Consider the following 17,402-nt stretch of genomic DNA (forward strand, 5'->3'; position numbering starts at 1 on the left):
AAAGATTGGATTGGTTTTTGCATACATATTATTTTTCTTTATATATTTGAATCCAAGAAACTATTTGTGTTTTATAATTAAGACCTATTGTAGGTATAAGTTTCATCTTTATTAAAAAGTTATTTGTTTTATTTGGTGTTTTGTCTTTAATGTTGTTTTCGTGTAATTCTGATTTTAATGATACTGCTGAAAATACAACTGTTAAGATGGATAAGTACAACAAGATTGTTAGAAATTCTAAAATCTTGATAGATGAGTTTTGGATTGCTAATGAAAATAATAAAACACGTTCTATTACAGTTAACAATACAAATAAGAATTAATAGCTTATTTGTATTAAAAAATATTTTATGCGATGTAGAATAATTTCTTTTTTTATTATTATTGGCTTTATCGGTTGGATTACTGATTTCGTCATAAAGGTTTTTAATGGCAATATAACTACGAGGTATGCCGTTTCCATACTTATCGTTTCAATGATTACGGTTCTTCATATCGTGGAAGATAGATTGCATGCACGAGGTAAAATTAAAAGCAATTTGCTATATTTTCTTATTGCTGCATGCTATCCGGTCTTTATTTTCGTGTATTTCCACCTGTTGTGATTAAACCTATTTTTCAAAGTGTGCCTTGAGGACAGTAATGCCCTTGGGGCTTTTTTGTTTGTAGCCGGAACGATGTGCCGGCGGACAAGGCCGAGGCAAGACACCTTCAGCCTTGTTGCAATTCAATCTCAGCCAGATTGCGAAGCAACCCCAGCCATATTACCACGCAATATGGCTGAGATTAGCGCCCAATATGGCTGAGATTACGTGATGTGTCGGTCGGCCGGCCGACTGATGGCAGGCAAAGCGCTTAAAAAAATGAAATATGTGCACATTCTATCCATGTGGTGAAGCATCTTTTAATGATGTATATTTCTTTATTCTGCACGGTTTGTAGGCCGTTTGTTTCAACCAAATTATGCCAAGAAGCCTGTAGGGATGTACGGCCCGTGCGTCCCTACAGGCGAGATATAGCGACTGAAACAAAGTTCAATTTTTCTACTTCCATTCATAAGGGAAATAGTAGCTCAGTTCCGAAGGTTGATTATAAGCTACATTTTGTGTGGCAACACTCAGGCGATAGGGGATATCGAGCATTAAACTGGGGTTTCGAATCTCTGTAGGATAAGGCGTAAGATAGATACGCAGCTCTGTATTGTCTTTTGTACGGGTTACGACTTCCTCACGCCAATCGCCAAGGAAATCCGCAGAAAAGCAAGGATTCGATTTCGACCAATTATTGAATGCGCACCCTTCAAAATAGGTGAGAGTAAAGAGTTGCTTCTTGTTCCAATCATATTTGTAGACCGTTTCATGATCAAGCAACTCTTGTAAACTGTCTCCATCCCAATAGATGGAGAAATTGATTGACCAGTTTCGGCGGTCGAACCGCCCCACTTTACGTCCATCGGTGGCATAGATGTTTCTGTCAGCACTGCTCCAAAGCTCAAATCCAGGATTTAACGGGTCAATATTTGCTGCCAAACAACGGCCTACATCCATTTTACTTTTATTTTGGAAGACCACTTTTCCTGTTGCAGCATCATGCAATTCTACGCCATCGACACGGTTTTCATGACAATCCCAGACAAAAAGTCTGTTCGTATGCGGCTCCGGAACCAGATGTAGGGCATCTCCGTGGCCGAAGTGGGTATTATAGAGTGGCTTTCCGTTATCATCTATTGTCATGGCCCCATATATAACCTCATCTTTTCCGTCTCCATCAACATCAGCAATACGGAGATTATGGTTTCCCTGTCCCATATAGTCCTCATAACCGGGCATGTTGGTGTCGAATACCCATCGACTTGTGAGTTCTTTTCCGTCCCAATCCCATGCAGCAAGAACCGTGCGTGTATAATATCCACGGCAAAAGAGTGCCGAAGGGTGTTGTCCATCGAAATAGCCGACACCAGCAAGAAAACGATCGCAGCGATTACCATAGGCGTCGCCCCAATCTTTAATGTTGCCACGAGCAGGTACATAATCTACTGTTTTCAAAGCCTTGCCGGTTGTCCCCTCAAACACCGTCAGATATTCAGGGCCTGAGAGCGGTCGGTCAGCCGGGCGTCCATCTTGATAACACAGTCGGTTTTTATTTGCATCGCCTATCACGCGGCCCGTTCCATCTATTGTTCCGTCTGCGGTCTTACACATCAGTTCGGCTTTACCGTCATTATCGAAGTCATAGACCATGAACTGCGTATAGTGTGCACCGGATCGTATGTTTGTTCCAAGATTGATACGCCAGAGCCGGGTTCCATCAAGTTTCAGTGCATCTAAATAAGTGGGGCCGGTATAACCATAATGTGAATTATCGTGTGCGTTGCTTGGTTCCCACTTCAAGATAATTTCATATTGTCCGTCTCCATCCAAGTCACCGATAGAGGCATCGTTAGCCGAATAGGTGTAAGACCGTCCGTCGGGGGACACTCCGGGTGCAGGTGCCGACAACGGTATTGATAAGTAGCCTTGCGGTGCATGGGCTTTCATGTTGAACGATCCCAACATATTGCCTTGAATATCTTTTAGGATATAGGTTGTGTGTTTGTTAGCCTTGTAGTGGTCAACAAAGTAACAGCCCCCATTGGTCAGCGGTTGTGGTGTAATGAGATGATTATTACGATATATAAGAAAGCTCTTGTCCTTTTTATCGGTTGTCAACATTCGCCAACTGACGGCAACTGTTGAGTCGGAAAGCGGAAAGGCCACTAAAGCACGTGAGCGAATAGCATCGGTTTGAAGATTTGAAGCATAATGACATTGGGCATGCAGGGAAACATGTAAAATGATAAACGCGAGAAAGGCAAATAGTGTTTTCATATAACTTTTTATTTTCTTAATGGAATGCAGTTCCATGTTGATGCAAAAATAGAAAATAAAGTTTGTAGTTATTGGTGATATTGTTCGGCATGTACAAATTTCGTTGGTTTCGTACAAATTTCCATGTGATAGGACAAAAATCAAAACTTATAATGCTTCACAATGTACTATCTTTGCAAAAGAAATACCAAAAACATTACTATCAATGAAAAGATTTGCCTTTAAAATGTATCTAAAACCAGGATGTGAAAATGAGTATGCCAAACGACATACTGCCATTTGGCCGGAACTGAAAAAGCAATTGGTAGAGCATCAGGGAATAAGTAATTACAGTATTTTTTGGGATAAGGAGACCAATGTGCTCTTTGCTTATCAGGAGTGTTCCAAAGACACAAATTCTCAAGCCGCAGTCGATGCCATCACTCGGAAATGGTGGAATATGATGGCCGACATTATGGTTACAAATAAAGATTACTCGCCGGTGAGTGTTCCGCTTATCGAATTGTTCCATTTATAAAACACTTTGTAGAAATTGTTATTCGTATAAAAACATGAATCCAAAATTAATATTATCAGCAATGCTGTGGGTTCTTGTATCCTTAAATATAGAGGCCCAGATAGCAGAACCGCTCAGAGATGTCAATAAGGTTGTAGACAACACTTACGATAGTTTGACAATAGCCATGACCGCACGCCCCGTCCCCGGGTCAAGTCGCAAAGAGAAGAAGCCCGTTTTATTCCTTGTAGGCAATTCTACCATGCGCAATGGAACCCTTGGCAATGGCAATAACGGGCAATGGGGGTGGGGATACTATTTCCAAAAGTATTTTGATAAGAATAAAATCAGCGTGGAAAATCAAGCACTTGGCGGAATGTCAAGTCGAACCTTCTATACGAAATTATGGGCTCCAGTTCGGGATGCTATCCGGCCTGGTGATTGGGTAATTATTTCTATTGGGCATAATGACAATGGTCCTTATGACAGAGGCAGGGCGCGTGCGAGTATTCCCGGTGTGGGAAAAGATTCTCTAAACGTAACCATTAAGGAAACAGGCGAAAAAGAAACCATATACACGTATGGGGAATACATGCGCAGATATATTCGCGAGACACGTGCCCGAGGTGGACAAGCTGTATTGATGTCGCTTACTCCCCGTGACGCCTACGATGACAAAACCGGAAAGATTGTTATAAAAGAACATAGTCGTTGGCTTATGCAAGTGGCGGCCGAAGAGGGTGTGCCGTTCATTGATTTGAATGAACTTTCAGGTGCAAAACTTGACGGTTACAGCAAATGGAAAGAGAAATATCACTTCTATGGCGACCATATCCATACCAGTTCCTTCGGTGCCGAGATGAATGCTCGTTGTGCAGCAGAGGGGATTGCTTGTAGTCCAAATCCCATGTTAATTCCTCTCCAACAAATGATGTTACCCTTGGCTTTACCCATATATCAAGTAAAGCGTGAAGCTGGCAAACCTATGGTTTGGATTACCGGTGACTCTACGGTAAAGAATGAAGATAAGAACAAAGAAGGCATGTGGGGGTGGGGTGCTTTTGCCAATATGATCTTTGATAAAAGGAAAATACAATGGTATAATGCTGCTCAAGCAGGACGTTCCACGCGAACCTATTTAAACGAAGGACGTTGGGAGAGAGTCTATAATTCCTTACAGCCAGGCGATTTCGTTTTAATTCAATTTGGACACAATGACATTGGTAGTATCAATAAGGAAAAAGCACGTGGGGTTATAGCCTCATCGGCAGATACCTGCCATGTATATCGAAACGAAAACGATGGTAAGTATGAATTAGTTTACAGCTTTGGTTGGTATCTTAAGAAGTTTATCGATGATGTGAGAGAGAAGGGAGCAATACCAATTCTCATATCGTTAACCCCACGAAACGAGTGGGTTGACCATAAGATAGAACGGCGAAATGATACTTATGGAAAATGGTATCGTGATATTGTCAAAGAAACGGGTGTTGACTTTGTCGATCTGCATAATATCACAGCTGACTGGCTTGATAAACATTGCGGAAGTAAGGAAAAATCTTCAAAGTATTTCAAACACGACCATACTCATAGTAGCATGAAAGGTGCCTATCTGAATGCAAAGAACATAGTAAAAGGCTTGAGAGCGGAAAGCTGTAGTCTTGCAAAATATCTCAAATAAGAGAGTAAATCGTATGATTTTACCTAAATCCGTACATTTATCTCATATATTAATATGTTGTCTCCGTTAATTTTGTAGCTAACAACCTAAACAAGAATAAAATGAACAGAAAACAACTACAAACAAATCACCTTGATAAATCTTGAAACTCAAATATCAAGAATTGCAAATCAATTAACCTTTAATATCATATGAATAATAGGAAGCTCATAAAAGGAACATTACTGCCAATAGCTGTGGCATGTTCGGCCTTAACTTTCAGTCCGTTGAGTATGTTGCAAGCGAAAGCTGCTGTAGGTAGTCTACAGCAAACCTCCAGTATTCGTGGAACCATTGTTGATGAGGATGGCGAACCCATTATTGGGGCAACGGTTCTTGTTGTAAATGGCGGAAAGACACAAGGTACCGTCTCAGATTTCAATGGTACATTTGTAATTAATGTAAAGCCTGGAACAAAGTTGAAAATTACTTTCATCGGCTTGAAAGATGAAATCATCGAGGCCAAAAACGGAATGAAAGTAGTAATGAAGTCTGACGGTGCTGTGAATCTAAAGGCTGTGGAAGTCGTAGCCTACGGTGTACAGAAAAAAGTTACTGTCACCGGTGCGCTTTCATCTGTTAAGGGAGAGGATCTTGTAAGAACTCCTGTTTCATCCGTGAACAATATTCTTGCAGGTCAGCTTTCAGGTGTCACTACAGTACAGTATTCAGGCGAGCCTGGCTCAGATGCAGCTACAGTGTTTGTCCGAGGTCAAGGAACATGGGCTGATTCAGCACCACTTATTCAGGTTGATGGTGTTGAACGTTCAATGGGTGATATTGACCCTGAAGATATAGAAAGTATTACAGTACTGAAAGATGCTTCTGCAACAGCAGTATTCGGTGTTCGTGGTGCTAACGGTGTCGTATTGATAACCACAAAACGCGGGCAGGAAGGTAACACAAGAATTGATCTCTCGTCATCGTTCTCCATTTTGCAGCCAACCAAAATGCTTGAACAAGCAAACTCTTATGAGTATGGTAAGTTCTTTAATCAGATGCAACGAAATGACTTTGATTTTTCTTCGGGTGAACCTTTCACACCGATGTTCTCAGATGTACTTCTTGAGAAATTCAAAGACGGCAGTGATCCTATTCGCTTTCCCAACATGCGTTGGAGCGACTATATTATGAAAAAATCCACTATGCAGACAAAGCACAATATTAATATCAGTGGTGGAACAAAATCAATGCGTTTCTTCATTTCTGCCGGTTTCATGACTCAAGGCGGTCTTTTCAAGGAGTTTATCGATGATTTTCATTATGACTATCGTTATGACCGTTTCAATTATCGAACGAATCTTGACTTAGATGTCACTCCGACGACCACACTGTCATTTAATGTGGCTGGCAACGTGAGTAATTCCCAGAAGCCTCATACCAGTATGGGAGCCTCGGGCATGATTATGGAAATGACACAGTCTACTCCGTTCTCAAGTCCGGGTATTATAGGTGGTCGTCAGGTCATTACAACAACAGACTACACAGACGGTATCACCCTTCCATTTGTAGGTGGTAATGCTATGACTTATTACAACAATGCCGGTTGGGGTGGTTTTTATCATTATAACGACAACAAACTGCAGATGGACCTTCTTTTACAGCAGAAACTTAGTTTCTTAACCAAGGGATTACTTTTCAAAGTAAAAGGTTCTTATAACAGTTTGTTCGCCGTTACCAAAGGAGCCACGGTCGGTCGTGCCACTTACTTTCCTGTTATTCAAGACAATGGTTCGATAGCTTACCGAAAGGCTGGTGAAAACACCCCTCCCTCGTATGAAGAATCTACAGGTAAAGCTCGTGATTGGTATTTTGAGACCTCTCTGAATTACAATCGTAGTTTCGGTTTGCACACGGTCAGTGGGCTTCTTCTCTATAACCAAAGCAAGACCTATTATCCAGGTAGCTATTCAGATATTCCGCGCGGATATGTCGGATTGGTAGGTCGTACAACCTACGATTGGAATAATCGCTACATGGCTGAGTTCAATATCGGCTACAATGGTTCGGAGAATTTCCATCCCAACCGCCGTTTTGGTATCTTTCCCGCAGGTTCGGTAGGTTGGGTTGCCAGTGACGAAGCGTTTTTCAAACCTTTAAGGCGTGTTGTCTCATTCTTAAAACTTCGTGCATCATGGGGTTTAGTTGGCAATGATAAGATTGGTGGCAGCCGTTTTATGTACCTTTCTGACCCTTATATCGTTAATAACGGGACTATGGCAGCTCGTTCGGGTTGGGCCTATAACTATGGTATCGAGAACTCAAAACTTTACAGTGGAGCCTATGAAAAGAGCAAGAATAATCCAGATGTAACATGGGAAAAGGCTTTTAAGCAAGACTATGGTGTTGATATCAATTTCTTGAACGACCGCCTTCGTGCTTCTTTCGATTACTATAAAGAACATCGTACCGACATTTTGCTAAGTGACTTTACCGCTCCTGATTTGGTAGGCTTCAATATGCCTTATTCAAACCTTGGCATCGTTGACAGCTGGGGGTGGGAAGTGTCATTGAAATGGAATAATAAAATAAATAAAAATTTCCGCTACTGGGCTACGTTGAACCTTTCGAACAACAGGAATAAAATCATTGAAAAGAAAGAGGCGCCTTTTAATAATATGTATCAGTATGAAAAGAACCACCGCATTGGTGCCCGCTACATGTATAAGTTCTTCCGCTTTTATGATGCCGACACTCCACGTCTATATGAAGAAACATTCGGGACACCTTTCCCAAAACAACTTGTAGACTTGAAAGATGGTGACGCTGTTTTTGTGGATCTCGATCGTAATGGTGTTATTGACGGAAATGATAAAACCCGTGAACTCGGATATACCGATGACCCGGAATACATGGCTGGTTTAAGTTTTGGATTCTCCTACAAGGATATTGAGTTCAGTTCGCAGTGGACAGGTGCATGGAATGTTTCTCGTATTATCAGCGATGTGTTCCGCTATCCGTTCATCGACCGCACGACAAAAGATCGTGGTGGCCTACTGAAATATCACCTTGACAACACATGGAATCCTGAAAATCCGGGCCAGAACTATGAGTACCCTCGCGCTTCATGGAGTCATGGTGATGTAAACAACTATCAAGACTGCAGCCTTTATGAAAAAGATGCCAAGTATCTCCGACTGAAGACATTGATGATAGCCTATAATATGCACTTCACTTTCCTCAAAAAGTTGGGGGTGACCCGTGCACAGATGGCATTGAGTGGCTACAATCTGCTTACATTCACTCCTTATATTTGGGGCGATCCCGAAACTCGTGCGAGTGTATCTCCTTCTTATCCTCTTCAGAAAACCTATACCATAAGCTTGAAACTTAATTTTTAATGCACTATGATTTTGAAACTTAAACATATCTTGGGTGTGGCCCTAATCCTTTTAGGATTGGTTTCCTGCACCGATACCGTAAAGTTTGGTGATGCCTTTTTAGAGAAGGCACCCGGCGGGACTGTTACTGCTGATACCGTTTTCAGCAATCCAGAATATACACGCCAGTTCTTAGCGGGTATTTATTCGAAGATGTACTATAACCTTCCGACACTTTCTACCAACAATGCTCCGCAATGTCTTAATTATTGGAAAGGTATGCCCGATGCACTTGGTGATGATTTTCAGCTGCTTTTCAATAATACTATTGTATTCAGTAAATATTATAATGGTTCTCTGACATCAGAAATAGATGGTAGGAAAAACGGTAATATCTATCCTTTCACCAATGAGTTTATTTGGGAAAATGTACGCCACTGTTGGGTAATCATCGAGAATATAGACAAGGTGCCGGGTATGGAAAATGATGAAAAGGCTCGTATCAAGGACGAAGCACGCTGTCTATTGGCTTACACCTATTTCATAACCTTTCGTTGGTATGGAGGCTTACCCCTTGTGTATAACTCCTACACCGGATCTGAAAGCAGCTACGATTTGCCTCGTCAAAGTGTAGAGGCGACAGTAAACTATATGACCAATCTTTTAGATGTGGTCATTAATAGCAATCATCTGCCTTGGGCATATACCGGTTCAGAGGCCGCTGCCGAAACCGGGCACTGGACGAAGGCTGGTGCGATGGCCTTGAAATGTAAGATACTTGCCTTTGCTGCTTCCCCACTTTTTAATGATTCGAAGTCTTATTTTGCTGGCAAATATACTACCGATAAAGATGACTGTGCTTGGTATGGCGGCTATAAACCCGAATTGTGGCAGAAACTTAAGAATGCTTGTGCGGACTTTTTTGCCCAAATGAATTCCAATGGGCATTACCATTTGGTACAGCCATTGGGAACTACTCAGGAAGATTATCGCTACGCTTTTCGTAGTGGCTATATTCAAGAGAATAGCCCAGAGATACTGCATAGTATCCGTGTCAGTAATAAGGCTCATTATAATGACTATCTCTGGTACTTTTTGGGTTGGGGGAATAGTGCCAATGGCAGCGGTGGAAATGACCGTTACTCCTATTGTCCGACACAGGAATATGTAGAAATGTTCCCTTGGGCTGATGGGAGGCCTTTCGATTGGGAAAAGACAAAACGTGAGCATAAACTCAGTAAGATGTTTATTGACGGTGATACAGTTAGAGGTCAGCAACTATTGCAAAACATTACCTATACCAGAGACCCACGCCTTTACGAAACTGTTATGGTGAATGGAGATCGACAAAGTCTTAATTGGGGAGATGGTAAAGCCTATGGAGCGAATTGGGAAATGTGGGTAGGCGGGACACAGGTTGGACAGGCCTCGAAAACCAATTCAGGTAAATATGGTACAGGCTATCGCATGCTGAAATATATTGTAGGTGAGTGCTTCCGTCGTAAATATCCACAATGGAATGCCATTATGTTGAGTGATATCTACCTACTTTATGCAGAGGCCTTGTTGCAAGCCGACGGTAATCATACGGAAGCTATCAAATTGGTTGATGCCGTGCGTGCTCGTGTCGGACTGAAAGGGCTTGTTGAATGTAATCCTGACAAACAGCTTCTTACCAACAAGGAAAACCTGCTTGCGGAAATCATGCGTGAGCGTGCTTGCGACCTTGCCTTTCAGAATGAACGTTATTTTGATATGATTCGTTATAAACGTGCCGATTTGTTCGAGCGTCCACTCCACGGACTTCGTATCTATCGCCTTGTACGAGACGGAAGGAATTGGAAACGTGAAGAGAGTCAATGGTATAATAAATCGTTTAACAAGAAACTTAGAGAGACCGATCCCAACTTCTACGAACCATCTTATTTTGATTTTGAGCGTTTCCAAATTACAACCGGTGCTCGCTACTGGTGGAGTAATGGATTTGATCCGAAATGGTATCTACAGCCATTCCCTATTTCTGAAATTAATAAGAAGTACGGATTGGTGCAAAATGCAGGTTGGTAATCTTAGTAAGCTAATCAAAAAGAAAAATAGATGATTATGAACAAAATACAGATAATTGTGTTTTCCTTACTGGTCGGGCTCACGTTTCCGGCTGCGGCACAAGGGAGCAAAGTAGAGAAGAAAGATAAATTCTTCGGACAAACAATTGATGTGGGGGCCGATAAAGAACTGACACGTGAAGAGTCGACAGCAGCTGTCTCTGTGATAACATCACAAGATTTCGATCACCGCAGTGCCAAAAATATCGGAAACAGTATTCTTGGACAAGGAAACGGTCTGGTTTCTTTGCAAAACAATAGCCGGGTTGCTTTGCAGAATCCAACATTCTACGTGCGTGGGCTTCAAACATTGAATAGGATGAATGCACCTCTCATACTTGTCGATGGAATCGAACGTGACATCACTTCTATCACTGCCGAAGAAGTCGAAAGCGTCAGTGTCCTTAAAGATGCTGCCGCTGTTGCACTCTACGGTTACAAGGGTACAAATGGCGCAATCCTTATTACAACAAAACGAGGCAAATATAATTCGCGCACTATCAAATTTACTTATGACCATCTTTTCAATTCTTTGGTAAAGAAGCCCCGGTTTGTTGATGCCTATACCTATGGTAGAGCTATTAATGAGGCTCGCCAGAATGATGGTCTTACGCCGCGCTATAACAATAAGGAACTTGAGGCTTTGCGCACCGGTACTCTGCCCTATCTTTATCCTAACATAAACTGGGTAGATGAGACATTCCGTAATCAATTCATGACGAATAAGTATAACTTGGTATTCCGTGGTGGAGGAAAGAGTTTTCGCTATTACACGATGCTTGACCTTATCTCAGACAAAGGATACATAAAGAATCCCCATGAGAACGACGGCTACTCGACGCAAGATAAATATGTGAAAGGAAATCTGCGTATGAATCTTGATATCAGTCTGACACCTACCACAGACATACGTGTCAACTTACTTGGCATACTACAAGAAACATCACAGCCTGGAAAACAGGCCGATTTATGGTCCATGGTTTATTCATTGCCAGCGGCTGCATTCCCGATAAAAGACGAACACGGCGTATGGGCCGGCAGCGATACTTGGTCAGGAACCATCAATCCTGTGGCACAAAGCATTGGAGCAGCCTACTATAAGAATCATTCACGCTCACTGTTCTTTGATGTGACAGTCAAACAGAATCTTTCTTCTTGGCTCAAAGGACTTTCTGCTGTAGCTCGTGTAGGTTATGATAATACTTCCAATGTCTACGAAAACCATAGTAAAACGTACGTTTACAGTGTAAATGCACCTTCATGGGCCGATAGTGATACCGAACCTACGGTGAAGAAAGCCACTTATGGAACCGACAGCCCCATGGGAGAAGGAGCTGCTGTGAATGCATATTCCCGTCGATTACACTTTGATGGAGGCTTTGACTACCAACAAACATTCGGACTTCACAGCTTATTCTCGCAATTGAAGTGGGACTATGAATATGAAGATCCTGAGGGACTCAACAACACGCTGTATAGACAGGACGTCACATGGTGGACGCATTATGGTTATAACAACCGCTATTTTGCCGACCTTGCACTTGTGGAGAGTGGCAGCAGTCGATTGGCGCCCGGAACAAAATGGGCTTTTTCGCCTACGCTTTCAGCGGCGTGGGTCATCTCTAAGGAACATTTCATGCAGTATATTGGCTGGTTGAACTTTCTGAAACTGCGTGCTTCGGCTGGTATTATTAATGCCGACTATCTGCCGGGCGACAATGAATGGACCTACTATGCACAGCAGTATGCCACCAGTGGCGTTACTTATCCTTTCGATAGCGGTTGGAATTCCGAGTTCGGTCGCACTTATCTCGGTCGTATGGCCACAGCTAATCCGAGCCATGAGAAGGCCTATAAGTACAATATTGGTATAGATGCTAAACTTTTGGGTGGCCTTGACGTCACGATTGACCTATGGAAACAGCATCGCACTTCCATTTGGGTTTCGTCGGCAGGCAAATATTCGGCAGTTCTCGGTATGGATGCCCCTTATGAGAACGCCGGTGTCGTTGACAGTCATGGTTTGGAACTGGGCCTTGACTATAACAAGCGGTTAGGACATGTAATTTTCAATGCGGGTGGCAACTTCATGTTTACCAAAAACAAAATTAAAGACATGCTCGAAGAGCCTCGCCTGTATAAAAATCTCGTACAGACAGGAAATCCCTATACACAGATTTATGGACTTGAGGCAATAGGATTCTTCAAAGACGAGGCTGACATCGCAGCAAGTCCTGTGCAGACATTCTCCATAGTGAAGCCGGGTGATGTCAAATACCGTGACGTGAATGGTGATAATGTCATCGACTCTAATGACAAAGTTGCTATCGGACACAGTACCACGGCACCCGAAATCTATTATAATTTCCACCTTGGAGCCGAGTGGAAAGGCTTGGGCTTTTATGCTTTGTTTCAAGGAACGGGCAATTACAGTGCTATCCTTAATACCAAGAGCATGTACTGGCCGCTCGTGGGGAACACGACCATATCACAGTATGCGTATGATAATCGCTGGACAGAAGCCACAGCTGCAACAGCAAAGTTCCCACGTTTAAGCAGTCAAAGCAATGCTAACAACTATCAAACCTCTACCTTGTGGTTGGCAGACCGCTCTTTCTTGAAGCTGCGTAACATCGAGGTTTACTACAATCTTCCCCAATCGCTTCTCGCGAAGACGAAGGTTGTCAATGGTGCAAAGCTTTATATACGCGGAGTAGACCTGTTATGCTTCAGTCATCTCGAAAAGAGCGATCCCGAGGCTTATGGAGTCATGCCACTCAACAAGAGTATTGCTGTGGGTTTGAGCGTTATTTTCTAATCAAAACAAGAAAGAACTATGAAAATCAATAAATTATTCCAAGGTGTTTTGGTCGTATTGGCGTTGGCTTCATGCAACGACGAGATGAACTATAACGAGTACAACATCTATGGTAAAGACTATATCACGAAGAACTTCCAGAACGTTGGTGGCTTCATGACCGACATCTACAACACGGTCGACTACGACTTTGGAAACTATTCGGGCGGTGCCATGCAGGCCTCGGCCACTGATGAGAGCGTCTACAGCAAGCTGGGCAACAGCATTGAAGACTTCTACAACGGCGCATGGAGTGCCACGAATGCCAAGGGAAGTGTGTGGAACAGCATGTATGCGGGCATCAAAACATGCAACCACGTGCTTGGACAAATGCAGGGACTCGACTTTGAAGAGTTGAAACTCAACGCCGATTACGGTGCTCAGATGCACCGTTATGAGAATTACAAGTATGAATGTCGCTTCATGCGAGCCTATTTCTATTTTGCCTTAGTGCGCCAATATGGTGGCGTACCCCTTGTGACAAGCGAGCTTCCGGCCAAGGTTGTCAACACGTTGAGCCGCAACTCTTCCGACGAAGTCTTTGATTTCATCATCAAAGAAAGCAACGACATTCAAGACAAAATCGTTGCCGACTACAGCAATCTCGGTCAATTCTCTACGGGAACCGAAGAGTCGGGACGTGCCGACCGCCTTGCCGTTCTGGCCTTGAAAGCACGTGCGGCCCTCTATTGGGCAAGTCCGCTCTTCAACACGTCGAACGATCGTGAGCGCTATCACGATGCTGCACGCTACACCAAAGAGCTGCTCGACGCCGCCGAAGCACGTGGCAAGGGACTCACGGCACATTACAATGACCTCTGGGCAGCCAAGAGTTTCAACACCCCCACCATTGCCAAGGAAATCATCTTCGGCCGACGTTACTTCAAGAACCCCACCGGCGACAATCTTGTTGAGTCCAACAACTATCCCGTAGGTATTGAAGGAGGAAGCGGTGGCAACTGTCCCACCCAGAACCTTGTAGATGCTTACGACATGAAGACCACAGGCCTGTCCATCAACGAGACCGGTTCGGGCTACGATGCTGCCCATCCTTATAAAGACCGCGACCCACGCCTAACAGCAACCGTGGCTGTCAATGGTGATCAATGGCCCACGTATTCCGGAGCCACACCGCTTGAAACGTTCCAAGGCGGAGTAAACGGAGAACCGCTTACAGGTGCAACGCCCACGGGATATTACTTGAAGAAGTTCTGCAACGGAGCCATTTCGCTGGCCGGAAACGGTAAGGTGAAAGAGTCGTTCCACACGTGGCTCACGTTCCGTATGGGTGAGTTTTATCTCAACTATGCCGAGGCCGTGTTCAAATATCTGGGAAGTGCCGACGCCACGACAGCCGAATTCCCCATGTCGGCACGCGAGGCAGCCAACAAGACCCGCCGACGTGTGGGCATGCCCGACCTCAGCAGTAGCGGAGACTTCTGGACACGGCTGTGTAACGAGCGTTTTGTTGAGCTGGCATTCGAGGGGCATCGCTTCTGGGACGTGCGTCGTTGGAAAGAGGCCGACCATTATTTCAAGGAAATCTATGAAATGAAGCTCACCAAAGACAGCGATGGGAACATCAGTTACACGCGCCGAAAGGTGGAACGCCAGTGGGATGACCGGATGTATCTCTTTCCCATTCCCCAGACCGAGCGCATGAAGAACGGTAACCTCTTGCAGAATCCGGGCTGGTAAAAGGGAGTTGAGGGGCACAGAAACGTCACTTGTGCCCCACACCTCTTAGGATGAGCGAATTCCCACCGCGGTGGGAAATTAGTGCCACCGTGTTGGGAAATATTTCCCACCGCGGTGAAAAATATTTTTCACCGCGGTGGGAATTCGCCAACTCCTATATCCGTCCCCTACAACTATAGCTTTTCACGAACAAATATCCTATAACATGAATCTACACCTTTACACAATGAAAAAACTTCTATGTCTCGTTGTCGCGCTGTTGGCCTGCAGTTCAGGCCTTCAGGCACAAAACAAATCGCGCGGTTTATGGGCCTCGCTCAGTGAAGGAAAGCAGAAAAAGGTTTTCGTCAGTTGGCGAATGCGTAAGACCGACGACGTTTTCAAAACCACTTACAAGCTGTATGCCGACGAAAAACTCGTGGCCACACTCAAAGACCGAACCAATGTGAGCCTTCCACTTTCCTACAAAAACGCAACTTTCAGGCTCGAGGTGCTTGACAAACAATCGAAGCTCATCGATTCACAAGGCGGTGTCAGCTGTGATCCTGCGTTCTATCATAATATCAAGCTGAACCATCCTGCCGACGTGATATGGAGTGACGGCTCGACGATTACGTACACACCGAACGATTGTTCGGCCTACGACATGGACGGTGACGGCGAACAAGAGATCATTTTGAAATGGGCTCCGTCGAATTCGGGGGCCGATTTGAAGGCCACGGCACCTGCCATACTCGACTGTTATAAGCTCGACGGCACGCAGATGTGGCGCATCAACTTCGGACCTAACGTGCTGGCAGGCTGCAGGTTCACCTTCCTTTGCTACGATTTCGATGGAGATGGCAAGGGAGAAATCATCGTGAAGACGGCGCAGGGCAGCCAAGATGCAACAGGAAATTACCTCCATACCGGTCCTGCTGCTACAGCCGACCACTCACTTTCAAGCATCAACGCTGCCGGAGTCGTCACCAACGGCGGCCAAGAGTGGCTCACTTGTTTCGATGGTGTGACGGGCAAAGAGTTGGCCACCATAGACTATTGGCCCTTGTTTGACGTTCGAAGCAATTGGGACGACCGGCCCGGACGGAAAGACGGAGCCACCTACGGGCATCGGGGTAATTGGTTCAAGGGCTGCGTTGCATTCCTCAACGTCGAAGGGAAAGCAAAACCGTGCGCCGTCACCGTGCGGGGAATCTACACCTACAGCTATGCTGCAGCCTACACGTGGGACGGTCATCAACTGAAGACGCTTTGGCGGCACACGTCCGACGTGCCCGGACAGGGCATTTACGGCGAGGGAGCGCACAGCCTCACCACGGGCGACATGGATGGTGATGGCTTTGACGAAATCATGGTGGGTACGGCAGCACTCGACGACGATGGTTCTTTGCTTTGGCGTACCGGTCTTGCACACGGCGACGCCACGCATCTGGGCGACTTCGACCCTTCCAATCCCGGACTTGAGGTGTTCACCATCACCGAATACGGCACGGTGGCCTACGATGCTGCCCTCATCGACGCCAAGACGGGTCGCATCATGCGTGGTTTCAGGCAGACGGGCGGCGACACGGGCCGCGGAATGCCCCTTGATTGCGATAGTACGTACGCAGGTTCGGAGATGATGTATTGGGACAACCCGAATCTCATCGCTTGCGACGGCACGGAAATCGCCCCATGGCGCGTGGGAGGCGCAAAGAACTCGTCTATCAACTACCGTATTTACTGGGACGGTGACTTGCTCGATGAGTATCATGACCGTGCACATATTGACAAATGGAACTCAGACACCAAGACATGGGACCGCATGACCACGCTTTATGCCAATGGTTATGGTGCAAACAGCATCAACGCTACGAAGTATAATCCCAATCTGCAATGCGATCTCTATGGCGATTGGCGCGAAGAGGCCGTCTATTGGGCACAGCACGAGGGCGACTATTATTTGGTTTCTTTCACATCTACGCGCGAAAGTCAATATAAACTGCCGTGGCTGCGTGACGATCACGTCTACGACATGGCCGTGACATGGCAAAACTGCGGATACAACCAGCCTCCTCACCTCGGTTATAGTCCTGTAGAATACTACAAGGCGCTGAAAGACAATCCTGCAACGGCCATCACAAAGCCTTTGGAAACAGCTTCCGACCACGTTCGGACCATATATAACCTCGGTGGGGTGAAGCTAAATGACAACCGTGTTACGCCGGGTATATATATCATTGACGGCAAGAAAGTTGCCGTGAAATAAACCGCTGCATTCAAAACAAGTGAAGACGCTTTTCTTGTTTCAGCCATATTGCGAGGTAATATCAGCTATATTGTGCGCTAAAAAGACTGAG

At 44.8% G+C, this 17,402-nt stretch carries 8 protein-coding genes; 7 read left to right on the top strand and 1 reads right to left on the bottom strand.

The window, feature by feature from the left end:
* Positions 1-1,043 precede the first annotated feature (1,043 nt).
* Positions 1,044-2,867, bottom strand: coding sequence for a rhamnogalacturonan lyase (locus tag HMPREF9944_RS08860; RefSeq protein WP_008565856.1), 1,824 nt, complete (start codon positions 2,865-2,867; stop codon positions 1,044-1,046).
* 205 nt (positions 2,868-3,072) lie between these two features.
* On the opposite strand from HMPREF9944_RS08860, the gene rhaM reads away from it, so the two are divergent.
* The 7 genes from rhaM (at position 3,073) to HMPREF9944_RS08895 (ending at position 17,311) form a co-directional block, all read left to right on the top strand.
* Entirely contained in the window at positions 3,073-3,384 is a 312-nt protein-coding gene (rhaM, locus tag HMPREF9944_RS08865) for an L-rhamnose mutarotase (RefSeq protein WP_008565857.1), read from the top strand.
* Between the two features lie 34 nt (positions 3,385-3,418).
* Positions 3,419-5,044: a rhamnogalacturonan acetylesterase gene (locus HMPREF9944_RS08870; protein WP_044113577.1), complete on the top strand. Its 1,626-nt coding sequence runs from the start codon at positions 3,419-3,421 to the stop codon at positions 5,042-5,044.
* Between the two features lie 191 nt (positions 5,045-5,235).
* Entirely contained in the window at positions 5,236-8,424 is a 3,189-nt protein-coding gene (locus HMPREF9944_RS08875) for a SusC/RagA family TonB-linked outer membrane protein (protein WP_008565859.1), read from the top strand.
* A gap of 6 nt (positions 8,425-8,430) precedes the next feature.
* Positions 8,431-10,470 carry a RagB/SusD family nutrient uptake outer membrane protein gene (locus tag HMPREF9944_RS08880; RefSeq protein WP_008565860.1) on the top strand — a complete coding sequence of 680 codons (2,040 nt, stop codon included), beginning with the start codon at positions 8,431-8,433 and terminating at the stop codon, positions 10,468-10,470.
* Between the two features lie 36 nt (positions 10,471-10,506).
* Positions 10,507-13,326: a SusC/RagA family TonB-linked outer membrane protein gene (locus HMPREF9944_RS08885; protein WP_008565861.1), complete on the top strand. Its 2,820-nt coding sequence runs from the start codon at positions 10,507-10,509 to the stop codon at positions 13,324-13,326.
* 18 nt (positions 13,327-13,344) lie between these two features.
* A complete protein-coding gene (locus tag HMPREF9944_RS08890) occupies positions 13,345-15,063 on the top strand; it encodes a RagB/SusD family nutrient uptake outer membrane protein (RefSeq protein WP_008565862.1) in 1,719 nt (572 codons plus the stop codon).
* A gap of 226 nt (positions 15,064-15,289) precedes the next feature.
* Entirely contained in the window at positions 15,290-17,311 is a 2,022-nt protein-coding gene (locus HMPREF9944_RS08895) for a rhamnogalacturonan lyase family protein (RefSeq protein WP_155814656.1), read from the top strand.
* Positions 17,312-17,402 lie beyond the last annotated feature (91 nt).

Source organism: Segatella maculosa OT 289 (assembly GCF_000243015.1).
Classification (GTDB): domain Bacteria; phylum Bacteroidota; class Bacteroidia; order Bacteroidales; family Bacteroidaceae; genus Prevotella; species Prevotella maculosa.